The organism is Streptomyces sp. NPDC048269 (assembly GCF_040652395.1).
GTDB lineage: Bacteria > Actinomycetota > Actinomycetes > Streptomycetales > Streptomycetaceae > Streptomyces.
The window spans coordinates 37,777-60,612 of sequence record NZ_JBEZLW010000037.1 but is presented as its reverse complement, the minus strand read 5'-3'; the positions used below and the strand labels follow the sequence as shown (position 1 = coordinate 60,612).

19 protein-coding genes and 1 pseudogene are annotated in these 22,836 nt (G+C 71.2%); 10 read left to right on the top strand and 10 right to left on the bottom strand.

The window, feature by feature from the left end; translation table 11 throughout:
- Positions 1-1,461: 1,461 nt before the first annotated feature.
- From AB0D48_RS29080 to AB0D48_RS29050, 7 genes are all read right to left on the bottom strand, one after another.
- Positions 1,462-2,007 (bottom strand): hypothetical protein, encoded by a 546-nt coding sequence (locus AB0D48_RS29080; protein WP_362403272.1) that lies wholly within the window; start codon positions 2,005-2,007, stop codon positions 1,462-1,464.
- Positions 2,008-2,049: 42 nt separating this feature from the next.
- Entirely contained in the window at positions 2,050-3,177 is a 1,128-nt protein-coding gene (locus AB0D48_RS29075; protein WP_362403269.1) for a serine hydrolase domain-containing protein, read from the bottom strand.
- A gap of 136 nt (positions 3,178-3,313) precedes the next feature.
- Positions 3,314-4,081, bottom strand: coding sequence for a succinate dehydrogenase iron-sulfur subunit (locus AB0D48_RS29070; RefSeq protein WP_362403266.1), 768 nt, complete (start codon positions 4,079-4,081; stop codon positions 3,314-3,316).
- Positions 4,081-5,835, bottom strand: a complete 1,755-nt coding sequence (gene sdhA / locus AB0D48_RS29065) for a succinate dehydrogenase flavoprotein subunit (RefSeq protein WP_362403263.1) — start codon at positions 5,833-5,835, stop codon at positions 4,081-4,083. The genes AB0D48_RS29070 and sdhA overlap by 1 nt, the downstream gene beginning before the upstream one ends.
- A 24-nt stretch (positions 5,836-5,859) precedes the next feature.
- Complete coding sequence (locus AB0D48_RS29060) at positions 5,860-6,342, bottom strand: succinate dehydrogenase hydrophobic membrane anchor subunit (RefSeq protein WP_362403260.1); 483 nt, start codon at positions 6,340-6,342, stop codon at positions 5,860-5,862.
- A gap of 5 nt (positions 6,343-6,347) precedes the next feature.
- A complete protein-coding gene (gene sdhC / locus AB0D48_RS29055) occupies positions 6,348-6,728 on the bottom strand; it encodes a succinate dehydrogenase, cytochrome b556 subunit (RefSeq protein WP_362403256.1) in 381 nt (126 codons plus the stop codon).
- A 152-nt stretch (positions 6,729-6,880) separates the two neighbouring features.
- Complete coding sequence (locus tag AB0D48_RS29050; protein WP_362403253.1) at positions 6,881-7,567, bottom strand: 2-oxo-4-hydroxy-4-carboxy-5-ureidoimidazoline decarboxylase; 687 nt, start codon at positions 7,565-7,567, stop codon at positions 6,881-6,883.
- Positions 7,568-7,912: 345 nt separating this feature from the next.
- Between AB0D48_RS29050 and AB0D48_RS29045 the strand changes: the two genes are divergently transcribed.
- The gene (locus tag AB0D48_RS29045; protein ID WP_362403299.1) at positions 7,913-8,665 is read left to right on the top strand and encodes an RNA polymerase sigma factor; all 753 of its coding nucleotides are present in this window, start codon (positions 7,913-7,915) and stop codon (positions 8,663-8,665) included.
- On the top strand, positions 8,665-9,678 hold the full coding sequence (locus AB0D48_RS29040) for a hypothetical protein (protein ID WP_362403250.1): 1,014 nt from the start codon (positions 8,665-8,667) through the stop codon (positions 9,676-9,678). The genes AB0D48_RS29045 and AB0D48_RS29040 overlap by 1 nt, the downstream gene beginning before the upstream one ends.
- 223 nt (positions 9,679-9,901) lie before the next feature.
- On the opposite strand, the gene AB0D48_RS29035 is transcribed toward AB0D48_RS29040, so the two are convergent.
- Positions 9,902-10,738, bottom strand: a complete 837-nt coding sequence (locus AB0D48_RS29035) for a L,D-transpeptidase family protein (protein ID WP_362403247.1) — start codon at positions 10,736-10,738, stop codon at positions 9,902-9,904.
- Positions 10,739-10,953: 215 nt separating this feature from the next.
- On the opposite strand from AB0D48_RS29035, the gene AB0D48_RS29030 reads away from it, so the two are divergent.
- A complete protein-coding gene (locus tag AB0D48_RS29030) occupies positions 10,954-12,534 on the top strand; it encodes a methylmalonyl-CoA mutase family protein (RefSeq protein WP_362403244.1) in 1,581 nt (526 codons plus the stop codon).
- A 60-nt stretch (positions 12,535-12,594) separates the two neighbouring features.
- Positions 12,595-13,245: a leucine efflux protein LeuE gene (gene leuE, locus AB0D48_RS29025; RefSeq protein ID WP_362403241.1), complete on the top strand. Its 651-nt coding sequence runs from the start codon at positions 12,595-12,597 to the stop codon at positions 13,243-13,245.
- A gap of 32 nt (positions 13,246-13,277) precedes the next feature.
- Here the strand turns inward: leuE and AB0D48_RS29020 are convergent, their stop codons facing one another.
- Positions 13,278-14,612 (bottom strand): polysialyltransferase family glycosyltransferase, encoded by a 1,335-nt coding sequence (locus AB0D48_RS29020; protein WP_362403238.1) that lies wholly within the window; start codon positions 14,610-14,612, stop codon positions 13,278-13,280.
- Complete coding sequence (locus AB0D48_RS29015; RefSeq protein ID WP_362403235.1) at positions 14,612-15,592, bottom strand: glycosyltransferase family 2 protein; 981 nt, start codon at positions 15,590-15,592, stop codon at positions 14,612-14,614. Before AB0D48_RS29015 ends, AB0D48_RS29020 begins: the two co-directional genes overlap by 1 nt.
- A gap of 176 nt (positions 15,593-15,768) precedes the next feature.
- On the opposite strand from AB0D48_RS29015, the gene AB0D48_RS29010 reads away from it, so the two are divergent.
- From AB0D48_RS29010 to AB0D48_RS28985, 6 genes and pseudogenes are all read left to right on the top strand, one after another.
- A complete protein-coding gene (locus AB0D48_RS29010) occupies positions 15,769-17,211 on the top strand; it encodes a DUF6716 putative glycosyltransferase (protein WP_362403232.1) in 1,443 nt (480 codons plus the stop codon).
- Positions 17,208-17,603 (top strand): annotated as a pseudogene (locus AB0D48_RS29005) (NTP transferase domain-containing protein); the annotation flags it as partial. The gene AB0D48_RS29010 and the pseudogene AB0D48_RS29005, both read left to right, overlap by 4 nt.
- A 399-nt stretch (positions 17,604-18,002) precedes the next feature.
- Complete coding sequence (locus AB0D48_RS29000) at positions 18,003-18,911, top strand: N-acetylneuraminate synthase family protein (protein WP_362403296.1); 909 nt, start codon at positions 18,003-18,005, stop codon at positions 18,909-18,911.
- Positions 18,912-18,965: 54 nt separating this feature from the next.
- Positions 18,966-20,129, top strand: a complete 1,164-nt coding sequence (locus AB0D48_RS28995; protein WP_362403229.1) for a hypothetical protein — start codon at positions 18,966-18,968, stop codon at positions 20,127-20,129.
- Between the two features lie 136 nt (positions 20,130-20,265).
- Positions 20,266-21,510, top strand: a complete 1,245-nt coding sequence (locus tag AB0D48_RS28990; protein WP_362403293.1) for an amidohydrolase — start codon at positions 20,266-20,268, stop codon at positions 21,508-21,510.
- Positions 21,511-21,728: 218 nt separating this feature from the next.
- Positions 21,729-22,784 (top strand): BMP family ABC transporter substrate-binding protein, encoded by a 1,056-nt coding sequence (locus AB0D48_RS28985; protein WP_362403227.1) that lies wholly within the window; start codon positions 21,729-21,731, stop codon positions 22,782-22,784.
- The last annotated feature ends 52 nt before the right edge of the window (positions 22,785-22,836 follow it).

Sequence of the window (22,836 nt, the reverse complement as noted above, 5' to 3'; positions counted from 1 at the left end):
CAGACGGGAAGCCCCCAAAAGAACGGTCACCAGTGTTCGAGAGGGGAGCGAGGGTCATCAGGGATGCGGGTGCCCGGTTCCCCGCAGGGCCGGCCGAGCCACCTCACCGCCCCCGGTCAGCGGTGGGGGCGCGGGCACGGGCAGACACCCACACGGCCCCGCATGGAAGAGATTCCGGGTCGGGGCGGCCCCAGCCCGCACCGGGCAGCGACCAGAGAGCCCTCGGGATCAGCCAGGCGGGCACGCGTCAGATCGCTACGCGCTTCTCCCGGCCAAGCGTCCGACGCCCGTCCGGGGCTGGACATAAGCCGCCCACGATCACTGCAGACGCCCCCCGGCACGCGGCAGCGGGCAGACGCGTCAGATCGCTACGCGCTTCTCACGGCCAAGCGTCCGGCGCCCGCCTGGGGCTGGACATAAGCCGCCCACGATCACTGCAGATGTCTCCCGGCACGCGGCAGCGGGCAGACGCGTCAGATCGCTACGCGCTTCTCCCGGCCAGGCGTCCGGCGGCCGTCTGGGGCTGGACATAAGCCGCCCACGATCACTGCGGACGTCCCAGGGACGCAACTGCGGGCACTTTGCCCCCATTTGGGTGCGAGTTGAGAGTGAGTGGATCATTTCCCGGAGTGGGAGACCGAGAAATCCGGCACCACACTCCGCCAGCCGTCCTTTTTGCCCCGCACTACCCGCAAGGCGCCCCGCCAGCGTGCCCGCAAGGCGCCCCGCCAGCGTGCCCGCAAGGCGCCCCCCGCCAGCGCGCCCGCCCGGCACCCTCCAGCATGCCCGCCCGGCGCCCGCCAGCAGCCTCTTCTACCCTCCTGGGGTGCCGGTAGACGTCTTCCTGTGCCCCCAACTACCCGCAGACGCCTGACGGGAGTGCTCAGGTGAGGGGTCGGGCGGCTTATGACCAGCCACATGACGGGGTGGTCGCCGCCGGGTCACCTCAGCCGTGTAGCGATTGGTGGCGGCCTGTTCCCAGCCCCAGACGGGCGCCGGACGCCGAGACGTGAGGAGCACGTAGCGATTTGCCGCGCCCCCGCTCCCGATCGGCTGCTGGTCGCTGTCTGGTGTAGGTGGGGCTGGTGCCCGCGCCCCCACCGCTGACCGAGGGCGGTGAGGTGGCTCGGCCGGCCCTGCGGGGAACCGGGCACCCGCATCCCTGATGACCCTCGCTCCCCACTCGAACACTGGTGACCGTTCTTTTGGGGGCTTCCCGTCTGTCCTCGAATGTTCCGGGTCGGGCCGGTCGGTCAAGGGTGGCCGAAGGCCATCGCGAAGCGACGCGACGAAGGAGCGCCCTTGAGGGACCGGCCCGACCCGGAAGACGATGGGACGGACGGGAAACCCCCAGCCCTACTCTGATCCGGAGTAAGCGGCTCCCGCCCCACCGAAGCCACCGCCCCGCGTCCCTGATGCGGCTCCGTTGAGGTCCCGCCCCCGAAGCCCAGCCCCGCCCCCTCAGAGGCTCAGCGACCGGGCGAAGTTGAGTTGCGACATCACCCACGGGTACGTGTTCTGGTCCTGGGCCGGGATCATCGTCGAGTGGTGGCGGCCGCCGCTGGTCACCGAGACCTGGATGTAGCCCGTGGTCTTCTTCTCCTTCATCAGGAGGAACAGCAGGCCCAGCAGGCAGAACAGGAAGAAGATGACGGCGAGGATGATCGCGTGGGTCGGGATCTTCTCCTCGGTGCGCGAGAAGTCCGTCGCGTTCCAGACCGCGCCCTTGAGGGGCATGTTGCCCGACGGCGTGATGATCTGGTCCCCGGCGACCGTGATGTCGCCGATGGACACGCCGGCGCCGCTCATGGGGGAGGGGACGGGGGCCGGGATGCCCGCGCCCATGGTCGGCTGGTAGGGCGGGGTCGCCGGGTAGGGCTGCGGATAGCCGTAACTGGCCTCACCCGGGCCCCACTTGTAGTCACCCTGGCCCGGAGCGCCGGGCATGCCGGGCTGGCCGCCCTGGCCGGGGCCGCTCGCGTAAGGATTCGGCTGCTGCTCACTCATGTGGCCGATCCTTCCACAGCGACCCCCCGTGCTGTACCCCCGTCAGAGCGCCGCCCCGATGAGGCGGCCGAGGTGAACACGCATCTCCGTACGGTCGTTGGTGGCCGGAACGAGGGAGTAGACGACGGTGCGGGTGCCGCGTTCGGTGGCGAACACGCCGCTGGTGGACCGGCCCATGGAGCCGGTCTTGCCCCAGACGACCGTGCCGTCGGCCTCGCTGCGCATCATGCCGCTCATGCTGAAGCGGTCCTCGTTGCCCTCCGAGAGCGCCGGCATGGTGAACAACTCCCGCTGCTGGGCGGGCTTCAGCAGCCGGCCGCGCATGAGGGCGGCCATGAACCGTTCCAGGTCCGGGGCGTTGGAGACCATGCCCCCCTCGGCCCAGGCCCACGGGTCGATCTCGCCGGGGTCGGCCAGCGCCGGGCCGGGGAGCGAGCCGTCGCCGGGCTTCGGGGAGTAGGTGTGGCGCAGGCCCAGTGGCCGGGCGATCCGGTGCTGGACCTCGTCCGCGTAGGACCGGCCGGTTGCCTTCTCGATCACCATGCCGAGGAGGAAGTAGTTGGCGCCGTTGTACTGCTGGGTGAGGACCGGGTACTGGGGTGCGGCGCAGCCCGGCGCGGTCCAGTGGGCGATCACCTGCTCCGGGGTCGGGTGCTCGTCCTTGCCGAACTCGACACAGGGCATCTGCAGCCCGCTGGTGTGGCTCAGCAGCTGGCCCACGGTGATCGGCTGCCAGTGGGCGGGGAGGGTTCCCGGGAGGACCTCCTGGACCGGGGTGTCCATGGTGAAGCGGCCCTCGCCGATCAGCTGGAGCACCACGGTGGAGGTGAACAGCTTGGTGATGCTGCCGATGCGGAAGTTCGCCTCCGGGTCCTGCGAGAGCCGCCCGGTGGCCCCGGTCCACCGCACGCCGCCGTGCCCGCCCACCCGGGCCATGGTCCCGTTCGCGATCTTGCCCGGGGTCATCAGCGCGGCCAGGGCGGCGGTGTCGATGCCGTCGGCGGGCCGGCCCCCGCGAACGGTGCCCGTCGCGGGGGCCGGGTTCCGCTCGGCCGCCGTGGCCGGCAGGGCCGCCGCCGTGAGCGATGCGACGGCCGCGCCGGCGGCGATCAGGGTGGTCCAACGGGCCTTGCGGGTGGCGGAGTTCGCGCGCGGCGAGGTGTTCGTCATGGCCGCAAGCCTGCCGCGAGGAAGATCCGCGGACCATGGGGGGGCGACCCCCACCCGACCCTGACGCGCCCCCGAGTGCGCGTGAGGCCCGCACCCCGAGAAGGGGTACGGGCCTCACCGCGTCAAGGAGACGGGATCAGAAGCGGCGGGTGATGAGGGCCCGCTTCACTTCCTGGATCGCCTTCGTGACCTCGATGCCACGCGGGCACGCGTCGGTGCAGTTGAAGGTCGTGCGGCAGCGCCACACGCCGTCCTTGTCGTTCAGGATCTCCAGCCGCTGCTCGCCGGCCTCGTCACGCGAGTCGAAGATGAAGCGGTGCGCGTTGACGATCGCCGCCGGGCCGAAGTACTGGCCGTCGTTCCAGAACACCGGGCACGAGGACGTGCACGCGGCGCACAGGATGCACTTGGTGGTGTCGTCGAAGCGCTCGCGGTCCTCGGCGGACTGCAGGCGCTCACGCGTCGGCTCGTTGCCCGTGGTGACCAGGAACGGCATGACGTCGCGGTACGCCTGGAAGAAGGGCTCCATGTCGACCACGAGGTCCTTCATCACCGTGAGGCCCTTGATGGCCTCGACGGTGATCGGCTTCTCCGGGTTGATGTCCTTGATCAGCGTCTTGCAGGCGAGCCTGTTCTTGCCGTTGATCCGCATCGCGTCGGAGCCGCAGATGCCGTGCGCGCACGACCGGCGGAAGGTCAGCGTGCCGTCGAGGTCCCACTTGATCTTGTGGAGACCGTCGAGCACGCGCTCCTTCGGGTCGATCTCGATCTGGAAGTCCTGCCACTGCGCCTCGTCCGAGATCTCGGGGTTGTAGCGGCGGATCCGGAACGTGACCGTGATGAAGGGAGAAGCCGCGGCCGCGGCCTCCATCTTGTCCGTCTTGCTCAGGGTCGGGGTGCCCATCAGTACTTACGCTCCATCGGCTGGTAGCGGGTGACGACGACGGGCTTGTAGTCCAGCCGGACGGAGTCCTTGCCGTCGTCGCCGACCTCGCGGTACGCCATGGTGTGGCGCATGAAGTTGACGTCGTCGCGGTTCGGGTAGTCCTCGCGGTAGTGACCACCGCGGGACTCCTTGCGCGCCAGCGCGGACACGGCCATGACCTCGGCCAGGTCGAGCAGGTTGCCCAGCTCGATGGCCTCCAGCAGGTCCGTGTTGAAGCGCTTGCCCTTGTCCTGGACGGACACGTTCTTGTAGCGCTCGCGCAGCTCCGCGATCTTCTCGACCGCGGTCTTGATGGTCTGCTCCGTACGGAACACCATCACGCACGCGTCCATCGTCTCCTGGAGCTCCAGGCGCAGGTCGGCGACCCGCTCCTTGCCCGTGGAGTTGCGCAGCCGCTCGACGAGCTCGGCGACGTCCTGCGCCGGGTTCTCCGGCAGCTCGACGTAGTCGTGTCCGTGGGCGTACTCGGCCGCGGCGATGCCCGAGCGCTTGCCGAAGACGTTGATGTCCAGCAGCGAGTTGGTGCCCAGGCGGTTCGCGCCGTGGACCGACACGCACGCGACCTCGCCGGCGGCGTACAGGCCCGGGACGACGGTGGTGTTGTCCATGAGGACCTCACCCTCGACGTTGGTCGGGATGCCGCCCATGGCGTAGTGCGCGGTGGGCTGGATCGGGATCGGGTCCGTGTACGGCTCGATGCCCAGGTAGGTGCGCGCGAACTCGGTGATGTCCGGGAGCTTCGCGTCGAGCTGCTCCGGCGGCAGGTGCGTCAGGTCCAGGTACACGTGGTCACCGGCCGGACCGCAGCCGCGGCCCTCACGGATCTCGGTGTAGATGGAGCGCGAGACGACGTCACGGGACGCGAGGTCCTTCATGACCGGCGCGTACTTCTCCATGAAGCGCTCGCCGTCCTTGTTGCGGAGGATGCCGCCCTCACCGCGGGCGCCCTCCGTCAGCAGGATGCCCATGCGCCAGATGCCCGTCGGGTGGAACTGGAAGAACTCCATGTCCTCCAGCGGCAGGCCGCGGCGGTAGCAGGCCGCCTGGCCGTCACCCGTGAGGGTGTGCGCGTTGGAGGTCACCTTGAAGAACTTGCCGGTGCCGCCGGAGGCGTAGATGACGGCCTTGGCCTGGAACACGTGGATCTCGCCGGTGGCGAGCTCGTACGCGACCACACCGGCCGACTTCTTGACGCCGTCCTCCTCGACCAGGAGCTGGTCGAGGACGTAGAACTCGTTGAAGAACTCCACGCCCTCCTTGACGCAGTTCTGGTACAGCGTCTGGAGGATCATGTGGCCCGTGCGGTCCGCGGCGTAGCAGGACCGGCGGACCGGGGCCTCGCCGTGGTTGCGCGAGTGGCCGCCGAAGCGGCGCTGGTCGATGGTGCCGTCCGGGGTGCGGTTGAACGGCAGGCCCATCTTCTCCAGGTCGAGGACGGCGTCGATGGCCTCCTTCGCCAGGATCTCGGCGGCGTCCTGGTCGACCAGGTAGTCACCGCCCTTGACCGTGTCGAAGGTGTGCCACTCCCAGTTGTCCTCTTCCACGTTGGCCAGCGCGGCGGCCATGCCGCCCTGCGCGGCGCCCGTGTGGGAGCGGGTGGGGTAGAGCTTCGTCAGCACGGCGGTGCGGCTGCGCTTCGTCGCCTCGATGGCGGCGCGCATGCCCGCGCCGCCGGCGCCGACGATGACGGTGTCGTACTTGTGGATCTTCATGAGTCGATTCGCCTCAGCCCGTGCCTAGCGGATGTTCGGGTCGAAGGTGAAGATCACCAGCGTGCCCAGAAGGATGGTGAACACCGTGGCGGTGTAGAGCAGGCCCTTCAGCCACAGCCGCGTGTTGGCGCGCTCCGCGTAGTCGTTGATGACGGTACGCAGACCGTTGGCGCCGTGCAGCATGGCCAGCCACAGCATCAGCAGGTCCCAGACCTGCCAGAACGGGGACGCCCAGCGGCCGGCCACGAAGGCGAAGCCGATCTTGGAGACGCCGCCGTCGAGCACCAGCTGGATCAGCAGGTGGCCGATGACCAGGACGACGAGCACGATGCCCGAGAGGCGCATGAAGAGCCACGCGACCATCTCGAAGTTGCCGCGGGTCGAGCGCGGGGTCTTGCCGGTGCGCTTGCGCGGGGCCTCGATGTACGGCGCCGGGTTCTCGGTGTCGTAGAGGGGCGTGCCCTCCACGTCGCCGAGGACCTTTGCGGAAGAAGTGTCAGAAGACATACGTGTCACTTCCCGAACAGTTCAAAGTAGGCGTGGCCGAGTACGGGGTACAGGGCGAAGGCCATCAGCACGGCCCAGATGATCACGACCCACCAGAGCATCTTCTTCTGGTGGCGCGGACCCTTGGACCAGAAGTCCACGGCGATGACACGCAGACCGTTGAGCGCGTGGAACAGGATTGCGGCGACGAGGCCGTACTCCAGCAGCGCGACGATCGGAGTCTTGTAGGTAGCCACCACATCGTCGTACGCCTCGGGGGAGACGCGGACGAGTGCGGTGTCGAGGACGTGCACGAACAGGAAGAAGAAGATGAGGACGCCGGTGACTCGATGAGCCACCCAGGACCACATTCCTTCCCGGCCGCGGTACAACGTTCCAGCCGGCACGGAAAACCCTCCGGAAGCGGGGCGGGGGCCAGCCGGCTTCTTTGTCGGTCGGGCCCGGCCGGGTACGGTCCTCCGGCCCCGGACATCGTAGCGACGCTTTGTCGGTTCCTTCGCGCGGGGTCCATCGGTGTGATCAAACAGGCTCGGACGGACTATCCGACAGGGGCGAATAGCCCCATTTCCACCCCGGACAGACCATCCGTCGACGTCAGCCAATGTGTCAGGTCGCACAGTCGGGCCTGCGCGACGCGGCGCAGCTCATCGGCGGAGATCGCGCGTTCCTCGTCCTCCTCGTGACCCATCCGCCGGCGGATCGCGGCCAGCAGATGGGCCGCCTGCTCGTCCGGCGGGTGCCCGTCGAGGCAGATCACGAAGGCGTGGCCGAACTTCCGTTCGTACTCGGCGTGGGCCGCGTCGAGGGCGAGCAGCGCCGCGTACGAGGCGCCGTGGTCCAGCTCCTCCGAGCACTCGGCGGCCAGCGCCTCCGTCAGGTCCGCCTGCGAGAGGTCGTACGAAGCTTCGTCCGCGGCGGCGATCAAAGCGTCGAGATCGGGGTAAGGGCGGTGCATGGCGACCCGGTGTGCCCAGCGGTGGCTTCCGCAGCACTGCGTCAGGGCCGCCCGGACGGCTTCGGGGGACAGGGCGTTGAACCGCGCCAGCCCGGAACCGTGCGAAGGAACGGCGCTTCCCGCAGACTTCTCCCCCGGACTCCTCCCCCACGCTCCGTCTGGGAGGGGCCCGCAGGGAGGGGCTCCCGAGGAGGTAACCCCATGGGCCTGTGCCGGAAGGTGGCTGGACAGCGGGGGGCTCCTCGGGGCGTGACGCGGGTGTACCGCCACGCTATAGACGCAGGGCAGGGTGTGTCGTACCCATTCGGGGATTTCACCCGGAAGTGAGCCGAAAGGATGACGTGGGTACCGTGGACCTGAACGGGCGAGCGCCCGGGAGCGGAAAGGGGAGGGCGGCCGAGGCCGCCACCCCCCACAGGAGAGGCCCCGGCCGCCATCCGTCACGGGCTCGTGCGACAAGCCCGTATCCCTGTCAGCGTCCTGAGTGCGTTTTGTGTCACACCCCGCTCCGCGCAGGATTGGTTGCTCGTTGTACAACTCGTGGACGAAGGTGCGGGAAAGCCGTAACGTGCTGATTTGCGCCAGACGTACAGGACAGTGAACGGGTTGGGGACTTTGCTGGGGGACGACGCGGAGCTGACCGCCGCGGTGCTCGCGGCACAGGGCGGCGACGAAAACGCGTTCCGTGCTGTGTACCGCGCCGTGCACCCACGCCTGCTCGGATACGTACGCACGCTCGTCGGTGACGGCGACGCGGAAGACGTGACCTCCGAGGCCTGGCTGCAGATCGCCCGCGACCTCGACTCCTTCACCGGCGACGCCGACCGCTTCCGGGGCTGGGCAGCCCGCATCGCCCGCAACCGGGCCCTCGACCACATCCGCATGCGCGGCCGCCGCCCCGCCATCGGCGGCGACGACACCGAGCTCGCCGGCTGGGCCGCCGACAGCGACACCGCGGGCGCGGCCATGGAGTCCCTGTCCACCGGCACGACCATGGCGCTCATCGCGCAGCTGCCGCAGGACCAGGCGGAGGCCGTCGTCCTGCGGGTCGTGGTCGGCTTGGACGCGAAGAGCGCGGCCGAGACCCTCGGCAAGCGGCCCGGCGCCGTGCGCACCGCCGCCCACCGGGGTCTGAAGAAGCTCGCGGAGCTGCTCGGAGCGCAGGACGCGGAGGGCGGCATCGGGCCGGATGCGGTACCGGACTCCGACCCGGGCCGACGCGTCGGCCATAATGCCGGTGGCCAGGCACGGGGCGGCGGGGGCGGGAGGGATCTCGACGCCGTACCCGCACAGCGCGGCCACGGCGGGGGCCTCGTAGAACAAACCGGTGTGACGCATTCACGTTGGCGGACGCAGAAGGACATGTGATGGCCGACGAGCGCGACAGGTGGCTGGACAGAGCCGCGGCGGACAAACTGCTGCGCGGTGAACCGGCGGAACCTGTGGGACCGGCCGCCGACCCGCGGACCCGGCGCGAGGCAGCCCGGCTGCGCGCTGCCCTCGACGCCCTGGCCGGACCGCCGCACGCGACCGGGGAACTGCCCGGCGAGGCCGCGGCCGTGGCCGCCTTCCGCGCGGCGCGCGGTGCCTGCGCGGCCGTGCCCGAGCGCCCCGGGCCCGCGGCGTCCTTCGGTGAACCCCTGGTCGACCTCGGCCGCGCCACCACCCTGCGCGTACCCGCGCCCCGGCGCGCCCGGGCGGTGCGGTTCGGCCTGGCGGCGGCCCTGGCGAGTGTCGCGGTCGGCGGACTGGCCGCCGCGGCGGGCGCCGGGCTGCTGGACGGGTCGCGGCACGACAGCGCCGGTCCGGGACCCGCGATGTCGGTGAGCGCCGACGGCGTGCCCACCCCGGGCGATGACGGCGGAGCCTCGACGCTCAGCCCGCAACTGCGGCCCACCCCGATGCGGGACGGCGCGGGTCCGTCGGCCTCCGCGGGCACGACCCAGCCGCCGGGCACGCCCGTGGACAGTACGGCGTCAGCCGGCGGACCCTCGTCCGGTACGTCGGTCACCGGCGGCTCGGGCAAGGACGGCAAGGACGGCAGGTCCAAGACGGACGGGACCCCGGACGTCTCCGGCAGCGCGGGCGGCGGCACCGACCGCGACCAGGACCGGGAGAACCAGCGCCGGGCCGTGGACCTCTGCAAGGACTACCGTGCCGGTCACCTCAACGCCGACCGGCGCGAGCGGCTCTCACGCCTGGCCCGGGGCCTCGACCGCATCCCGTACTACTGCGGGGCGCTGCTGGACGGGGTCGTCGACGGCGGCAGGCACCTGGACGCTCCGGGTAGCTCGGTGGGTACGGGCGACGGGGTGGTCAAGGCCCCGACCCTGACGCCGGCGCTCCCGGGGGCTTCGGTGACCCCGCCCGACCAGCTCTGACCGGCCTCCACCGGCCTCCGGCCACCTGCGCCGAGCTGCCTGTAACACTTTTCGAATCGGCGACGCAGTACATAACGAGCCGACTGGTCATCGGCCGCGCATGAGCCGGGGTTCCCCCCGTACCCCTGGGCTCTGCGCAAACGGCGCGGGCGGGGCACGTTCCCCCGGCCCTGCCCGCGCCCCATACTTCCGACCATCGGCCGGCCTCCGGCCGCCGCCCGGCTCACCAGTAGACGACGACCTTGTCGCCGACCTGCACCTGGTCGAAGAGGGCCGACAGCTTCCCCTTGTCCCGGACGTTCACACAGCCGTGCGAGGCGCCGGCGTAGCCGCGGGCCGCGAAGTCGGCCGAGTAGTGCACCGCCTGGCCGCCGCTGAAGAACATCGCGTACGGCATCGGCGTGTGGTAGATCGTCGACGTCCACTCCTTGGCCTTCCAGCCCACGTTGAACACGCCCTCACGGGTCGGGGTGTTCTCCGAGCCGAAGCGCACGTCCATCGTCGAGACGACCTTGCCGTCGATCATCCAGGCGAGGGTGCGGCTCTCCTTGCTGATGCACATGACCCGGCCCTCCATGCAGCGCGGGTCGGGCGCGTCCGCCTCGTTGACCGTCGGCGGGCGCAGCTCGTCGGCGGTGGGCTTCTTCGTGGAGCTCTGGATCTTCTTCCAGGTGGCCTCGTCGACCGAACCGGTGGGGTTCAGGCCGTTCTTCGACTGGAAGGACTTGACCGCCGCGGTGGTCTTCGTGCCGTAGAAACCGGTCGGCGCGACCGACATCAGCTTGAGCTGCTTCAGGCGGGCCTGGAGCTCGCGCACCTGGTCGGTGTCGTCGCCGTTGGCCATGATCTGCTTCACCGTCGGCGAAGGCTTGGCGGACGGGGACGCCGACGCCGAGGGCGAGGCCGAGGGCGAGGCGTCGCCCGGCTTGCCATCGGTGGACGGAGAGGCTTCGGGGGTGGCGCCCGCCGTGGGCGAGGAGGGGGCCGAGGAAGCGGAGCCCGCGGACTCCGACTTCTGCGGTCCACAGGCGGTCGCGGCGAGCGCGACGGCGGTTGCCACCCCGATCGTGCGGATTATGACTCTCTGGCGCTGCATTGCAGTCCCCCGATTTCTACGTCGTGTATTTAGGTGATGCCTCGCATGCGTGGAGAGTTGCACTGGGGCCCGGGATGTTGCGCCATTGTGACCAGGGGTCGTCCGCAGCCTTACGAAGCGATTGAGCGGGGACGTTGTATCAGTCCCGGGCCCGGTCGCTCTATGGAGGGTTTCGTCACATGGCACGCACCGAGAGCGGCATCCCGATCGAACCGGTCTACGGGCCCCGCGACCTGACGGAGTGGGACCCGGCGGTCGAACTGGGCGATCCGGGCGATTTCCCCTACACCAGGGGGATTTATCCGACCATGTACACCGGCCGGCCGTGGACCATGCGCCAGTACGCCGGCTTCGGCACCGCCACCGAGTCCAACGCGCGCTACCGGCAGCTCATCGAGGGCGGCGGGACCGGGCTGTCCGTCGCCTTCGACCTGCCGACGCAGATGGGCCACGACTCCGACGCCCCCCTCGCGCACGGCGAGGTCGGCAAGGTCGGCGTCGCCATCGACTCGATCGACGACATGCGGACCCTGTTCGGCGGGATCCCCCTCGACCGGGTCTCCACCTCGATGACCATCAACGCGCCCGCCGCGCTGCTCCTGCTCCTCTACCAGCTGGTCGCCGAGGAGCAGGGGATCGAGGGCGCGCAGCTGACCGGCACCGTCCAGAACGACGTGCTGAAGGAGTACATCGCCCGGGGGACGTACATCTTCCCGCCCGAACCCTCGCTCCGGCTCACGGCCGACACCTTCCGCTACTGCCGGGCCGAGATCCCGAAGTGGAACACCATCTCCATCTCCGGCTACCACATGGCCGAAGCGGGGGCCTCACCCGCGCAGGAGGTGGCCTTCACCCTCGCCGACGGCATCGCGTACGTCCGTACGGCACTGGCGGCCGGGATGGCGGTCGACGAGTTCGCGCCCCGGCTCTCCTTCTTCTTCGTCGCACGCACCACCCTGCTGGAGGAGGTCGCGAAGTTCCGCGCCGCCCGGCGGATCTGGGCCCGCGTCATGCGGGAGGAGTTCGGAGCGCGGGACCCGAAGTCGCTGATGCTGCGCTTCCACACCCAGACCGCGGGCGTCCAGCTGACGGCACAGCAGCCCGAGCTGAACCTCGTACGGGTGGCCGTGCAGGCACTGGCCGCCGTACTGGGCGGGACGCAGTCGCTGCACACCAACTCCTTCGACGAGGCGATCGCGCTGCCGACGGAGAAGTCCGCCCGCCTGGCGCTGCGCACGCAGCAGGTCCTCGCGTACGAGACGGACGTGCCGCACACCGCGGACCCCTTCGCCGGCTCGTACGCGGTGGAGCGGATGACGGACGACCTGGAGGCGGCCGCGCTCGACCTGATGCGGCAGGTCGAGGCCCGGGGCGGAGCGGTGGCCGCGATCGAGGCCGGGTTCCAGAAGGACGAGATCGAGCGGAACGCCTACCGCATCGCGCAGGAGACCGAGAGCGGGGAGCGGGTGGTGGTCGGGGTCAACCGTTTCGCGCTGGAGCGGGAGGAGCGTTACGAGCCGCTGCGGGTGGATCCCGCGATCGAGGCGCGGCAGTGCGCGGCGCTGGCGCGGCTGCGGGCGGAGCGGGACGGGGCGGCGGTGGCGGCCGCGCTCGCGGCGGTGCGGGAGGCGGCCGCGGGGACGGAGAACGTGCTGTATCCGATGAAGGAGGCGCTGCGGGCCCGGGCCACGGTGGGGGAGGTGTGCGGGGCGCTGCGGGAGGTGTGGGGGACGTACGAGCCGGCCGGTTCCGCCTGGTGACCGCGCTCATCGGAAAACCGACTGGCGCGACAGGTGCGTCCTCATGCGACACTCCTGCACATGCTGGGTGTCACCGATCTGCCTACCTATCTCGCCGGCCTGGTGCTGATCATTCTGCTGCCGGGGCCGAACTCGCTCTACGTGCTGTCCGTCGCCGCCCGCCGCGGGGTGCGCACCGGGTACAAGGCCGCCGCCGGGGTGTTCACCGGCGACGCCGTGCTGATGCTGCTGACCGCCGTGGGCGCCGGTGCGCTGCTCAAGGCGAGCCCGCTGGTCTTCACCGTGGTGAAGTTCCTCGGCGCCGGGTACCTGGCGTGGCTGGCCGTGGGCATGATGCGGGGCGCCTGGGCGCTGTGGCGCTCGCGCGCGACGCGTGCCGAGGCGGAAGCCGCCGCCCCCGCCGATCCGGGCGAGGCCGAGCGGCCCTACCGGCGGGCGCTGCTGATCAGCCTGTTCAACCCGAAGGCCATCCTCTTCCTGATGTCCTTCTTCGTGCAGTTCGTGGACCCGTCCTACGCCTACCCGGCCCTGTCGTTCCTGGTCCTGGGCGGTCTGCTGCAGACGGGCAGCTTCCTGTACCTGACGCTGCTGATATTCGGCGGCACCCGCCTCTCGGCGGCCTTCCGGCGCCGCAAGCGGCTGTCGGCCGGGGCCACCTCGGCGGCGGGCGTGCTGTTCCTGGGCTTCGCGGCCAAGCTCGCCGTCAGCTGAGGCGTCAGCCGAGGCCCCTCAGCCGAGGCGCCTCAGCCGAGGACGCGGCGCAGCCGCCGGGCCACGCGCCGCACCGCCCGGCTCCGCGGCAGGAACGACAGCTGGGCCGGGATGCCGCCCGGCAGGCCGAGGGCGGTCAGCCGGCGGCGGGTGAAGTACCGCCAGGTGCGGGTGGTCAGATGCCGGGCCAGGTAGGCCTCGGCCACCGGCCGGCGCGCCGCGAGGATCTGCGGCTGCATGGTGAACCCGACCGCGGTCAGCAGCCCGGCCGACTCCGTCCGGACCCGCTCGGGCGTCGGGGGAGTCCAGGAGCCCACCGCCTCCGCGTCCCCGAGGTCGGGGAGCAGCGCGTCCACCAGCACCAGCGGGACCCGGTTGCTGTTCGGGTACGGCGTCAGGCGGGCCAGTACGGCGTCCGTACCGGTCCGGGCCACCGGGAGCCCGTACAGCGTGGCGGCGGTCAGCAGGCCCGTCGAGAAGCAGCCGACGACCAGCGCCGGGCGCAGCCGCTGGTAGAGGGCCTCGGCCAGGACCGGGGTGTCGATCACGGTGATGCGGGCGCCGAGCCGCTCGGCCTCCACCTCCGCGCGCCGCGAGTAGGCGGCGGGGGCGCTGGGGTGCGGCTTGAAGACCAGCTCGGTGTGGCCGAGGGCGTGCGCGCCTCGGACCATCGAGACGTGGAGCTCCTCCTCCTGGTCCGGGGTCATGAGGTCGAGCGCCGAGAGGTACTGGCCCAGCAGCAGGGCCGGGGACTCCCCGATGCCGTCCAGGTCCGTGTCGTGCGGGGGCAGCTCCGCCAGGACCTTCAGGAACGGCTCCGTCGGCACCAGTTCGACCCGTACCCCGAACTCCGTCAGCAGCAGCGGCTCCAGCCCCGGCACCAGGTCCAGGTGGAGTACGCGCCGCACCCGCATCCCGAGCTGCGGGTCGAGGCGGAAACGCGTGGGTCCGTAACTCATCAGCCCGTCCGCGTAGACGTCGACCGCCGCGCCCGGGAAGAGCCGGCAGAGGGTCTGGGCGGGCGGTACCTGGAGGGACTCCACGACGAGCTCGACGCGGTCCTCGCCGAGGCCCCACAGGGTGCGCAGCTGCCGCTCCCACAGGGGGACGTCCTCCGCGCGGGGGGCCCAGGTGCTCGGGTGCTGCGGCTCGATGACGCGGTTCCAGTCGAGCACCTCGTCGAAGCGGGTGCGCAGGGCGGCGAAGCCCGGCATGTCCGCGATACCGGGGCTGACCTCGGCGGTGACGGCGTGGTTGCTGGTCAGCAGGATGCGGCGGCCGGCGGGCGGGAAGCAGCCCGCATCGATGCCCGCCGCGAGGGTGGCGGCCCCGTAGAGGGTGGATGCCAGGAAGACCTGCGTGGGCATCAGGCGGCCGCTCCCGACGTGGTGCGGCGGCGGCCGCGCAGGCGGCGCAGCAGGGTGGAACGTTCCGTGTCCATCGAGTCCAGGACCCGGTCGAGCACGTCCTGCGGCATGTCCCCGAGCGCCGCCGTGCTCATCGAGCGGAGTTTCCTGGCCACAGCCGGTTCGAACCTCTCGATGGAACCGAAATGGTGCGCGATAATCGCGCAATACGTTCGGACGGCTTTCGGTAGGAACAGGTCGGATTCCCGGTCCGCGGTGACATCCGAGATCACTTGATCGAACGCCCGGATGAAATCGAGCTGCCTTTCATCCTTGATTTGCGTCAGTGAGGTGGCGACCCCTCGCCGGTAGAAGATCCCGGGCAGTCCCACCGCGGCGAAGGACCGGGCCTCCCGGTGCAGCCGCCAGATCCACGGCCGGTCCTCCGCCGTCCGCAGCCCGTCGGTGAAGTGCAGCACCCCGCGGTCCAGGAGCCGCCGGTGGTACATGCCGGCCCAGGCGTACGGGTAGTCCACCGAGGTGGCCCGGTCGGCGGGCAGGATCGCGCTCCGCGGATCGGCGACGACCGACTGCGGCCCGTACGGCACCCGCTGCACGCTGCGGGACCTGCCCGTGCACTTCACGTGGTCGGTACGGACGAAATCGCAGTCCAGGGCCTCGATGGCGGCCAGGGTCCGGGCCAGGTGGCCGGGGGCCAGCCAGTCGTCCCCGTCCAGGAAGGCCACGTACTCGCCGCGGGCCGCGTCCAGACCCGTGTTCCGGGCGGTGGCCAGACCGCCGTTGTGCCCGTGTCTGAGGTGCACCGCCCCGGGCAGCTCGCGGGCGGCCCGCTCCAGCAGGCCGGGAGTCCCGTCCGTAGAGCAGTCGTCGACGAGCAGGAACTCGAAATCGTCCCGGGCGTTGAGTTCGAGACTCTTCAGCGCATCCGGTGCATATGTCTGCACGTTGTAGAACGGCACGACAACAGAGAGCTTGGGCACCTGCGAGACATTAGGGCGCCGTCCGGCATTCACCATGGCCCGGATGCAGATTCCACATGAACGACGCGGGGCGGGCGCGTTAACCCGCACGCTTTCGCAATCAATCGACGCGTTGTTAACCCGCTGTTGTGCGTTCGTTGGGCCGATCACCGAAATTGCGGAATAGCTTCTGCCGCGTGCCAGAACGCAAACGCGTCGCCGTCCTCGCCGATTCCGACACGCGATGGAAATGGGGCGCACTCACCGCCCGCCGTCTCGCGCCCGACCACCGGCTCACCGGATACCTGCTGCGCGGCCGCGCCACACCCACCGCGCGCCAGCTCGGCGAAGTGGGGGTCCGGGGCGACTGGCCGGCCGAGGTGACCTGCGCCGAATTCCTCGCCGAGATCGGGCGGGAGCAGTACGACGTGGTCGTCCTCGCCCTCGTCGGCGGGGCCGTCCAGGCCGTCCTGCACGGGGCCCGCGCCCTGTGGCCCGAACCGGCGGGCCGCCCCGTCCTCGTCACCGGCTACGTGGGTGTCGTCTACGAGAAGCTCGCCGACGGGCTGCTGCTGCGGCACGGCGCCGACCTCGTCCTCGCCAACTCCCGGCACGACGCGGAGCGGTTCCGCGCCGTGTACGAGGGCGTCGGCGCGGACCCGGGCGCCGTCACCGAGACCGCGCTGCCCTTCCTCGGCGGGGCCCCGTACGAGCCCGCCGGGAACGGGACCCCGCCATCGGGCCACACCGTCGTCTTCGCCGTCCAGCCCTCCGTACCCGAGAGCCGCGCCGACCGCGCGTACCTGCTGGGGCGGGCGGCCGGGCACGCGCGGCTGCACCCGGAGCGCGAGGTGCTGATCAAACTGCGCAGCCGGCCGGGGGAGCACACCACGCACCTGGAGGAGCAGCCGTACCAGCGGCTCGCCGCCAAGCTCCCCGGCGGCCTCCCGCCCAACTGCCGGCTGGTGTACGGGAACATGGGCGAGGTGCTGGACCGCACCGACCTGCTCGTCACGGTCTCCTCCACCGCCGCCCTGGAGTCCCTGCACCGGTCCATTCCGACGGCCGTCCTCACCGACCTCGGCATCCGCGAATCCCTCGGCAACCACCACTTCCTGGGCTCCGGCTGCCTGGCTTCGTGGGACCAGCTCGACGCCGGTCTGCTCCCGCAGGGGGACGCGGACTGGCTGGCGGCCCAGGGGGTCCTCCCGCCCCGGCCTCGGCCGGATGCGCCGGCGGCCGCCCCCGCCGCGCGTGCTCCGGCCGCGCGGGACGGGGCCGCGCCTGCTGCGGCCGGCCCGTGCGACGCTGTGGCCGCGCCCGATGCGGCTGCGGTGGCGAAGGGTGACCCGTACGCCCTCGCCCGGGCCAAGGTCGCCGGGCTGCTCGCCCGGGCCGAACTCGCCGCCCCCGCGCCGTACTACACGCTCACCACCGCCCCCGGGTACCTGCCCGGGATCCTCGCCCGGCACCGGCTCGCCCCCGACGGCACACCGCTCCCCGCCGCTGCCCGCCCGACGGCGCGTGAGTCCCGGCTGCGGCGCAGGCTCCGCGCCCCCCTGCGCGAGGCCGCCCGCGGGGCGTACCGGCACGGAGTGCAGCGGGTGGCCCCCGTGATCCGCCGGCTGGGGGAGCTGTGAGCCCCCGCGTCCTGGCCGTGATCCCCGCGCGCGGCGGCTCCAAGGGAGTCCCCGGCAAGAACCTCGCCGAGGTCGCCGGTACCCCGCTGGTCGCCCGCGCCGTCCGAGCCTGCCTCGCCGCGCCGACCGTGACCGACGTGGTGGTCTCCACCGACTCCACCGGGATCGCCGCCGCCGCCCGCGCCGCGGGCGCCGACGTGATCGCCCGCCCCACCGCGATCTCCGGCGACACCGCGAGCAGCGAGGCCGCCCTGCTGCACGCCCTCACCGCCTTCGAGGAACTGCACTCCCTGACCGTGGACGTGGTCCTCCTCGTCCAGTGCACCAGCCCCTTCCTGGCCGCCTCCGACGTCGAATCCGTCGCCGCGGCCGTCGCCTCCGGGGCCGCCGACTCCGCACTGACCGTGGCCCCCTTCCACGGCTTCCTCTGGCGCGAGGACCCCGACGGCGCCGGAACCGGGGTCAACCACGAGACGACGTACCGCCCCCGGCGCCAGGACCGCCCCCAGGACCTGCTGGAGACGGGCGCCGCCTACGCCATGGACGCCCCCGGCTTCCGCACCGCCCGGCACCGCTTCTTCGGCCGTGTCCTGCCCGTCGCCACCGACCCCGCTCGGGTCCTGGAGGTCGACGACCCGCACGACCTGGAGCGGGCCCGCCTGCTCGCCCCGCTGCTCGACGTACGACCCGACCCGCAGCCCACACCCCGTACTCCGTCCACACCCCCTGCGCCCCGCACACCCGACACACCCCACACGCCCGCACCCCCGCACCGAAGGACGTCACCTGCCATGACCGCCTCCCCCAACAGCCGCCTGCGCACCTTCGGAACGCGCACCGCGGGCCCCGGCCGGCCCGTGTACGTCGTCGGCGAGATCGGCATCAACCACAACGGCGACCTCGGCAACGCCTTCGCCCTGATCGACGCCGCCGCCGAAGCCGGCTGCGACGCGGTCAAGTTCCAGAAGCGCACCCCGGAAATCTGCACCCCGCGCGACCAGTGGGACATCGAGCGCGACACCCCCTGGGGCCGGATGACCTACATCGACTACCGCCACAAGGTCGAGTTCGGCGAGACCGAGTACCGCGCCATCGACGAGCACTGCGCCAAGCGCGGAATCGACTGGTTCGCCTCCCCGTGGGACACCGAGGCCGTCGCCTTCCTGGAGAAGTTCGACCTCCCCGCCCACAAGGTCGCCTCCGCCTCGCTCACCGACGACGAGCTGCTGCGCGCCCTGCGTGCCACCGGCCGCACCGTCGTCCTGTCCACCGGCATGTCCACCCCGAAGCAGATCCGCCACGCGGTGGAGGTGCTCGGCAGCGACAACATCCTTCTCTGCCACGCCACTTCGACGTACCCGGCCAAGGCCGAGGAGCTCAACCTGCGGGTGATCAACACCCTCCAGGAGGAGTACCCGAACGTCCCCATCGGCTACTCCGGCCACGAGACGGGCCTGCAGACCACCCTCGCCGCCGTCGCCCTCGGCGCCGCCTTCGTCGAGCGCCACATCACCCTCGACCGTGCGATGTGGGGCTCCGACCAGGCCGCCTCCGTCGAGCCCGGCGGCCTCGCCCGCCTGGTCCGTGACATCCGCACCATCGAGACCGCCCTCGGCGACGGCGTCAAGCGCGTCTACGAGTCCGAGCTGGCGCCCATGAAGAAGCTCCGCCGCGTCCAGGGCGAGCTCGCCGCCGTCTGACGCGGCTTGCGGTCCGGCGCGTACGAGGTCCCGTCCCCTGCCGAGGAGTACGTGATGCCCACTTCAGCCTCCACCCTGGCTTTCGTCGAGAGCCCGGTCCAGCTCCTGAACGTGCTGGAGTGGGCGTACGCGCACGGCGCCGCGCCCCGCGGCCCGCTGCTGGACGGCGTCCCGCGCCAGCCGGCCGGGGGCTCGGAGCGCCCGGACCCGGCCGGGCCCGCCGGACCAGCCCTGCGGATCGTCGTCCTGCCCCCCACCGACCCGATGTCCCGCGGCCAGCTGCGCCGGATGGCGGCGCTCGCCCGTGACGAAGGGCACGAGGTCCGCTGGCAGGAGGCCCGCGGTGGCCGGCTCGCACCGCTGAAGGCGCTCGCCGCACTGTCCCGCCACGTACGAGCGGCGCGCACGGTCGTCGTCGGCGACCCCTTCTCCCGCTACGTCCAGCTGCTGCTGACCCTCGTGCGGGCCGAGGAGCTCGTCGTGGTCGACGACGGCACCGCCACCATGGAGTTCATCGCCCAGACCGCCCGCGGCGAACGGCTCGTCCGCTGGCACCGGGTCGGCGGCGGGGGACTGCCCGGCCGGATGCGCGAGCTGGCCTACGCGCCCGTCTCGGCGACCGCCCGGCGCCGCTTCACACCGGGCAAGGCCACCGGCACGGGCGCAGCCAGGCGCGTCGAGGTGTTCAGCTCGATGCCCGTGACCGCCCACGGGGCGATGACGCTCCGGGTCAACGACTTCGCCTGGACACGTGCCCGCTTCGGCCCGCCGCGGCTGACCAAGGGCACCGACCTGGTCGGCACCTCGCTCGTGGAGACCGGCGTGGTGGACCCGGCGTGCTACCTCGACGCGGTGCGCACCCTGACCCGGGAGCACAGTGTCACCCGCTACTTCGCGCACCGCCGGGAGTCCCCGGAGAAGCTGCGCGCCCTGAGGGAGGCGACCGGACTGGAGATCGTCCGCCCGGACCTGCCGCTGGAGCTGATCGCGCGGCGCGGCCCGGTCGGCCGGACGATCGTCAGCTTTCCGTCCACGGTCGTCCACACCCTGCCCTACGCACTGACCGGTACGGGAGTGACCGTCGCCGTATGCGATATCGACCCCGCCTGGCTGACCGGGTCGGCGTCGCCGCGTGCCCGCGGGTTCCTCGCCGGGGTCACCGATACCGCCCGTGATGTGCACAGACTGCCCGTTCAGGCAGCTCCGGCGGCCGGGTGAGCGCGTGAGTTTACCCCCGTGCGTACCCGGTCATGCGCCAGAGGCCGGGTTTCTTTCCCCTAACGGCATGAACTTTTCGTGATCCCCGGCCAGTTGACCCATGGGTGCGCCTACCCTTCAACAGGTGACCCAGTTGATGTCCCGCGAGTCCCAGACCGACCAGCCCGCCGCGTCCGAGCGGCCCGAGCTGCCCGGCAAGCTTCCGGACCACCTGCGTGCCGAACTGATCGCCTTCCGCCGGGACTTGCACATGCACCCCGAGCTCGGACACCAGGAATTCCGCACCACGGCGGCGATCAAGGCCAGGCTCGAAAAAGCCGGCCTCCGACCACGGGTGCTGGCCTGCGGGACGGGTCTGGTCTGTGACGTCGGGACCTGGGACGGCGTACGGCCCATGCTGGCCATGCGCGCGGACATCGACGCCCTGCCCATCCCGGACGCCAAGACGCACGTCTCGTACCGCTCGGTCTACCCCGACCGGGCCCACGCCTGCGGCCACGACGTGCACACCACCGTCGTCCTCGGCACCGGACTGGTGCTCGCCGAACTCGACCGCCAGGGGCTGCTGCCCCGCCCCGTGCGGCTGCTCTTCCAGCCCGCCGAGGAAGTGCTCCCCGGCGGGGCCACCGAGGCCATCGACTCCGGGATCCTGGACGGCGTGGGCAAGATGATCGCCGTGCACTGCGACCCCCGGGTCGACGCCGGGCGGATCGGGCTGCGGCCCGGGCCCATCACCTCGGCCTGTGACCGGCTGGAGGTCACCCTCACCGGCTCCGGCGGGCACACCGCGCGCCCGCACCTGACCACCGACCTCGTGACGGCCGCCGCCCGGGTGGCCGTGGACGTCCCGGCCCTGCTGACCCGCCGGATGGACGCCCGCTCGGGCATGTCGGTCACCTGGGGCCGCATCGAGGCGGGCCACGCCTGCAACGTCATCCCGATGCACGCCGAGCTGTCCGGAACCGTGCGGTGCCTGGACCTGAACGCCTGGCACGACGCCCCGGACATGATCTACGCGGCGATCGACGAGGTCGCGACCATGCACGGGGCCAAGTTCGAGATCAACCACGTCCGCGGGGTGCCCCCCGTGGTCAACGACCCCGTGGTCACCGAACTGCTCCGCGAGGCGATGTCGGTCCGGCGCGGCGCCGAGTCGGTCGAGGACACCGAGCAGAGCCTGGGCGGCGAGGACTTCTCCTGGTACCTGGAGCACGTCCCGGGCGCCATGGCCCGCCTCGGGGTGCGCAGGCCCGGCGACACCGCCAGGCACGACCTGCACCGGGGCGACTTCGACGTCGACGAGGCCGCGATCGCAGTCGGCGTGGAGTTCTTCACGGCCGCGGCGCTGCTCGACGGGCTCCGGGCCGGGCCGATCGGGTAAAGGCCGGTACAACATCGGCGCGTCGCGCGTCGGACGCGTCCAGCCCTTGGTACACAAGGGCTGGGCGCGTGACGCGTTACTGATCGGTCACTGTCCGGTTCGCGACGATCCGATAACGACTCATGAACGGGCCTTTAACTGACATCTACGCGCGTTACGATCGCGGCGAAACCAGCGCCGGTCGTGGCGCTTCGGTCAGGTTTTGAAGGAGCCTCCCCTTGCGCCGGATCACCAGGATCGCCACCGTGGGCATCGCGTCCGCGGCGCTGGCCCTCTCGGCCACCGCCTGTGGCGGTAAGAAGTCGTCGGACACCAGCTCTTCCCCGTCGGCGGGCGAAGCCAGCGCCGCCATCGCGTACGACATCGGTGGCCGCGGCGACCAGTCGTTCAACGACGCCGCCTACGCGGGTCTCGAGCAGGCCAAGAACGACCTGAAGATCAAGACCGCCGAGGCGGAGCCCACCGACGGCGAGGGCGAGGCCGACAAGGTCCAGCGCCTCACCGAGCTGGCCCGCAAGGGCAACAACCCGGTCATCGGCGTCGGCTTCGCGTACGCCCCGGCCATCAAGAAGGTCGCGCCGAAGTTCCCGAACACCACGTTCGGCATCATCGACGACACCTCGGTGACCGGCCCGAACATCGCCAACCTCGTCTTCAACGAGGAGCAGGGCTCCTACCTGGCCGGCGTCGCCGCCGCCAAGGCGTCCAAGACCGGCACGGTCGGCTTCATCGGCGGTGTCGAGGTTCCGCTGATCAAGAAGTTCGAGGCGGGCTTCGTCCAGGGCGTCAAGGACACCAACTCGAGCGCCAACGTGCTCGTCCAGTACCTGACGCAGCCGCCGAACTTCGACGGTTTCGCCAAGCCCGACCTCGGCAAGGCCGCCGCGCAGGGTCAGCTCGACAAGGGCGCCGACGTGGTCTACGCCGCCGCCGGTCTGGCCGGTTCCGGTGCCATCGAGGCCGCCTCGACCAAGGGCAAGTGGGCCATCGGCGTCGACTCCGACCAGTACAACCAGGCCGGTCTGGCGAAGTACAAGGAGCACATCCTGACCTCGGTCACCAAGGACGTGCAGGACTCGGTCTTCAACCTGATCAAGTCGGTCAAGGACGGCAAGCCCGAGACCGGTGAGATCCGCTACGGTCTCGACAAGGACGGCGTCGGCCTGGCCGACTCCAACCCCGAGTACAAGAAGATGGCCGAGCTCACCGCCGCGGTGGAGAAGGCCAAGGCCGACATCATCGCGAAGAAGATCACCGTCAAGACCGCGCCGTAAGGCCGACCCTGACATGTAGTCGTGGTCTCCGGGGTCCGGGAAGCGGTCTCTA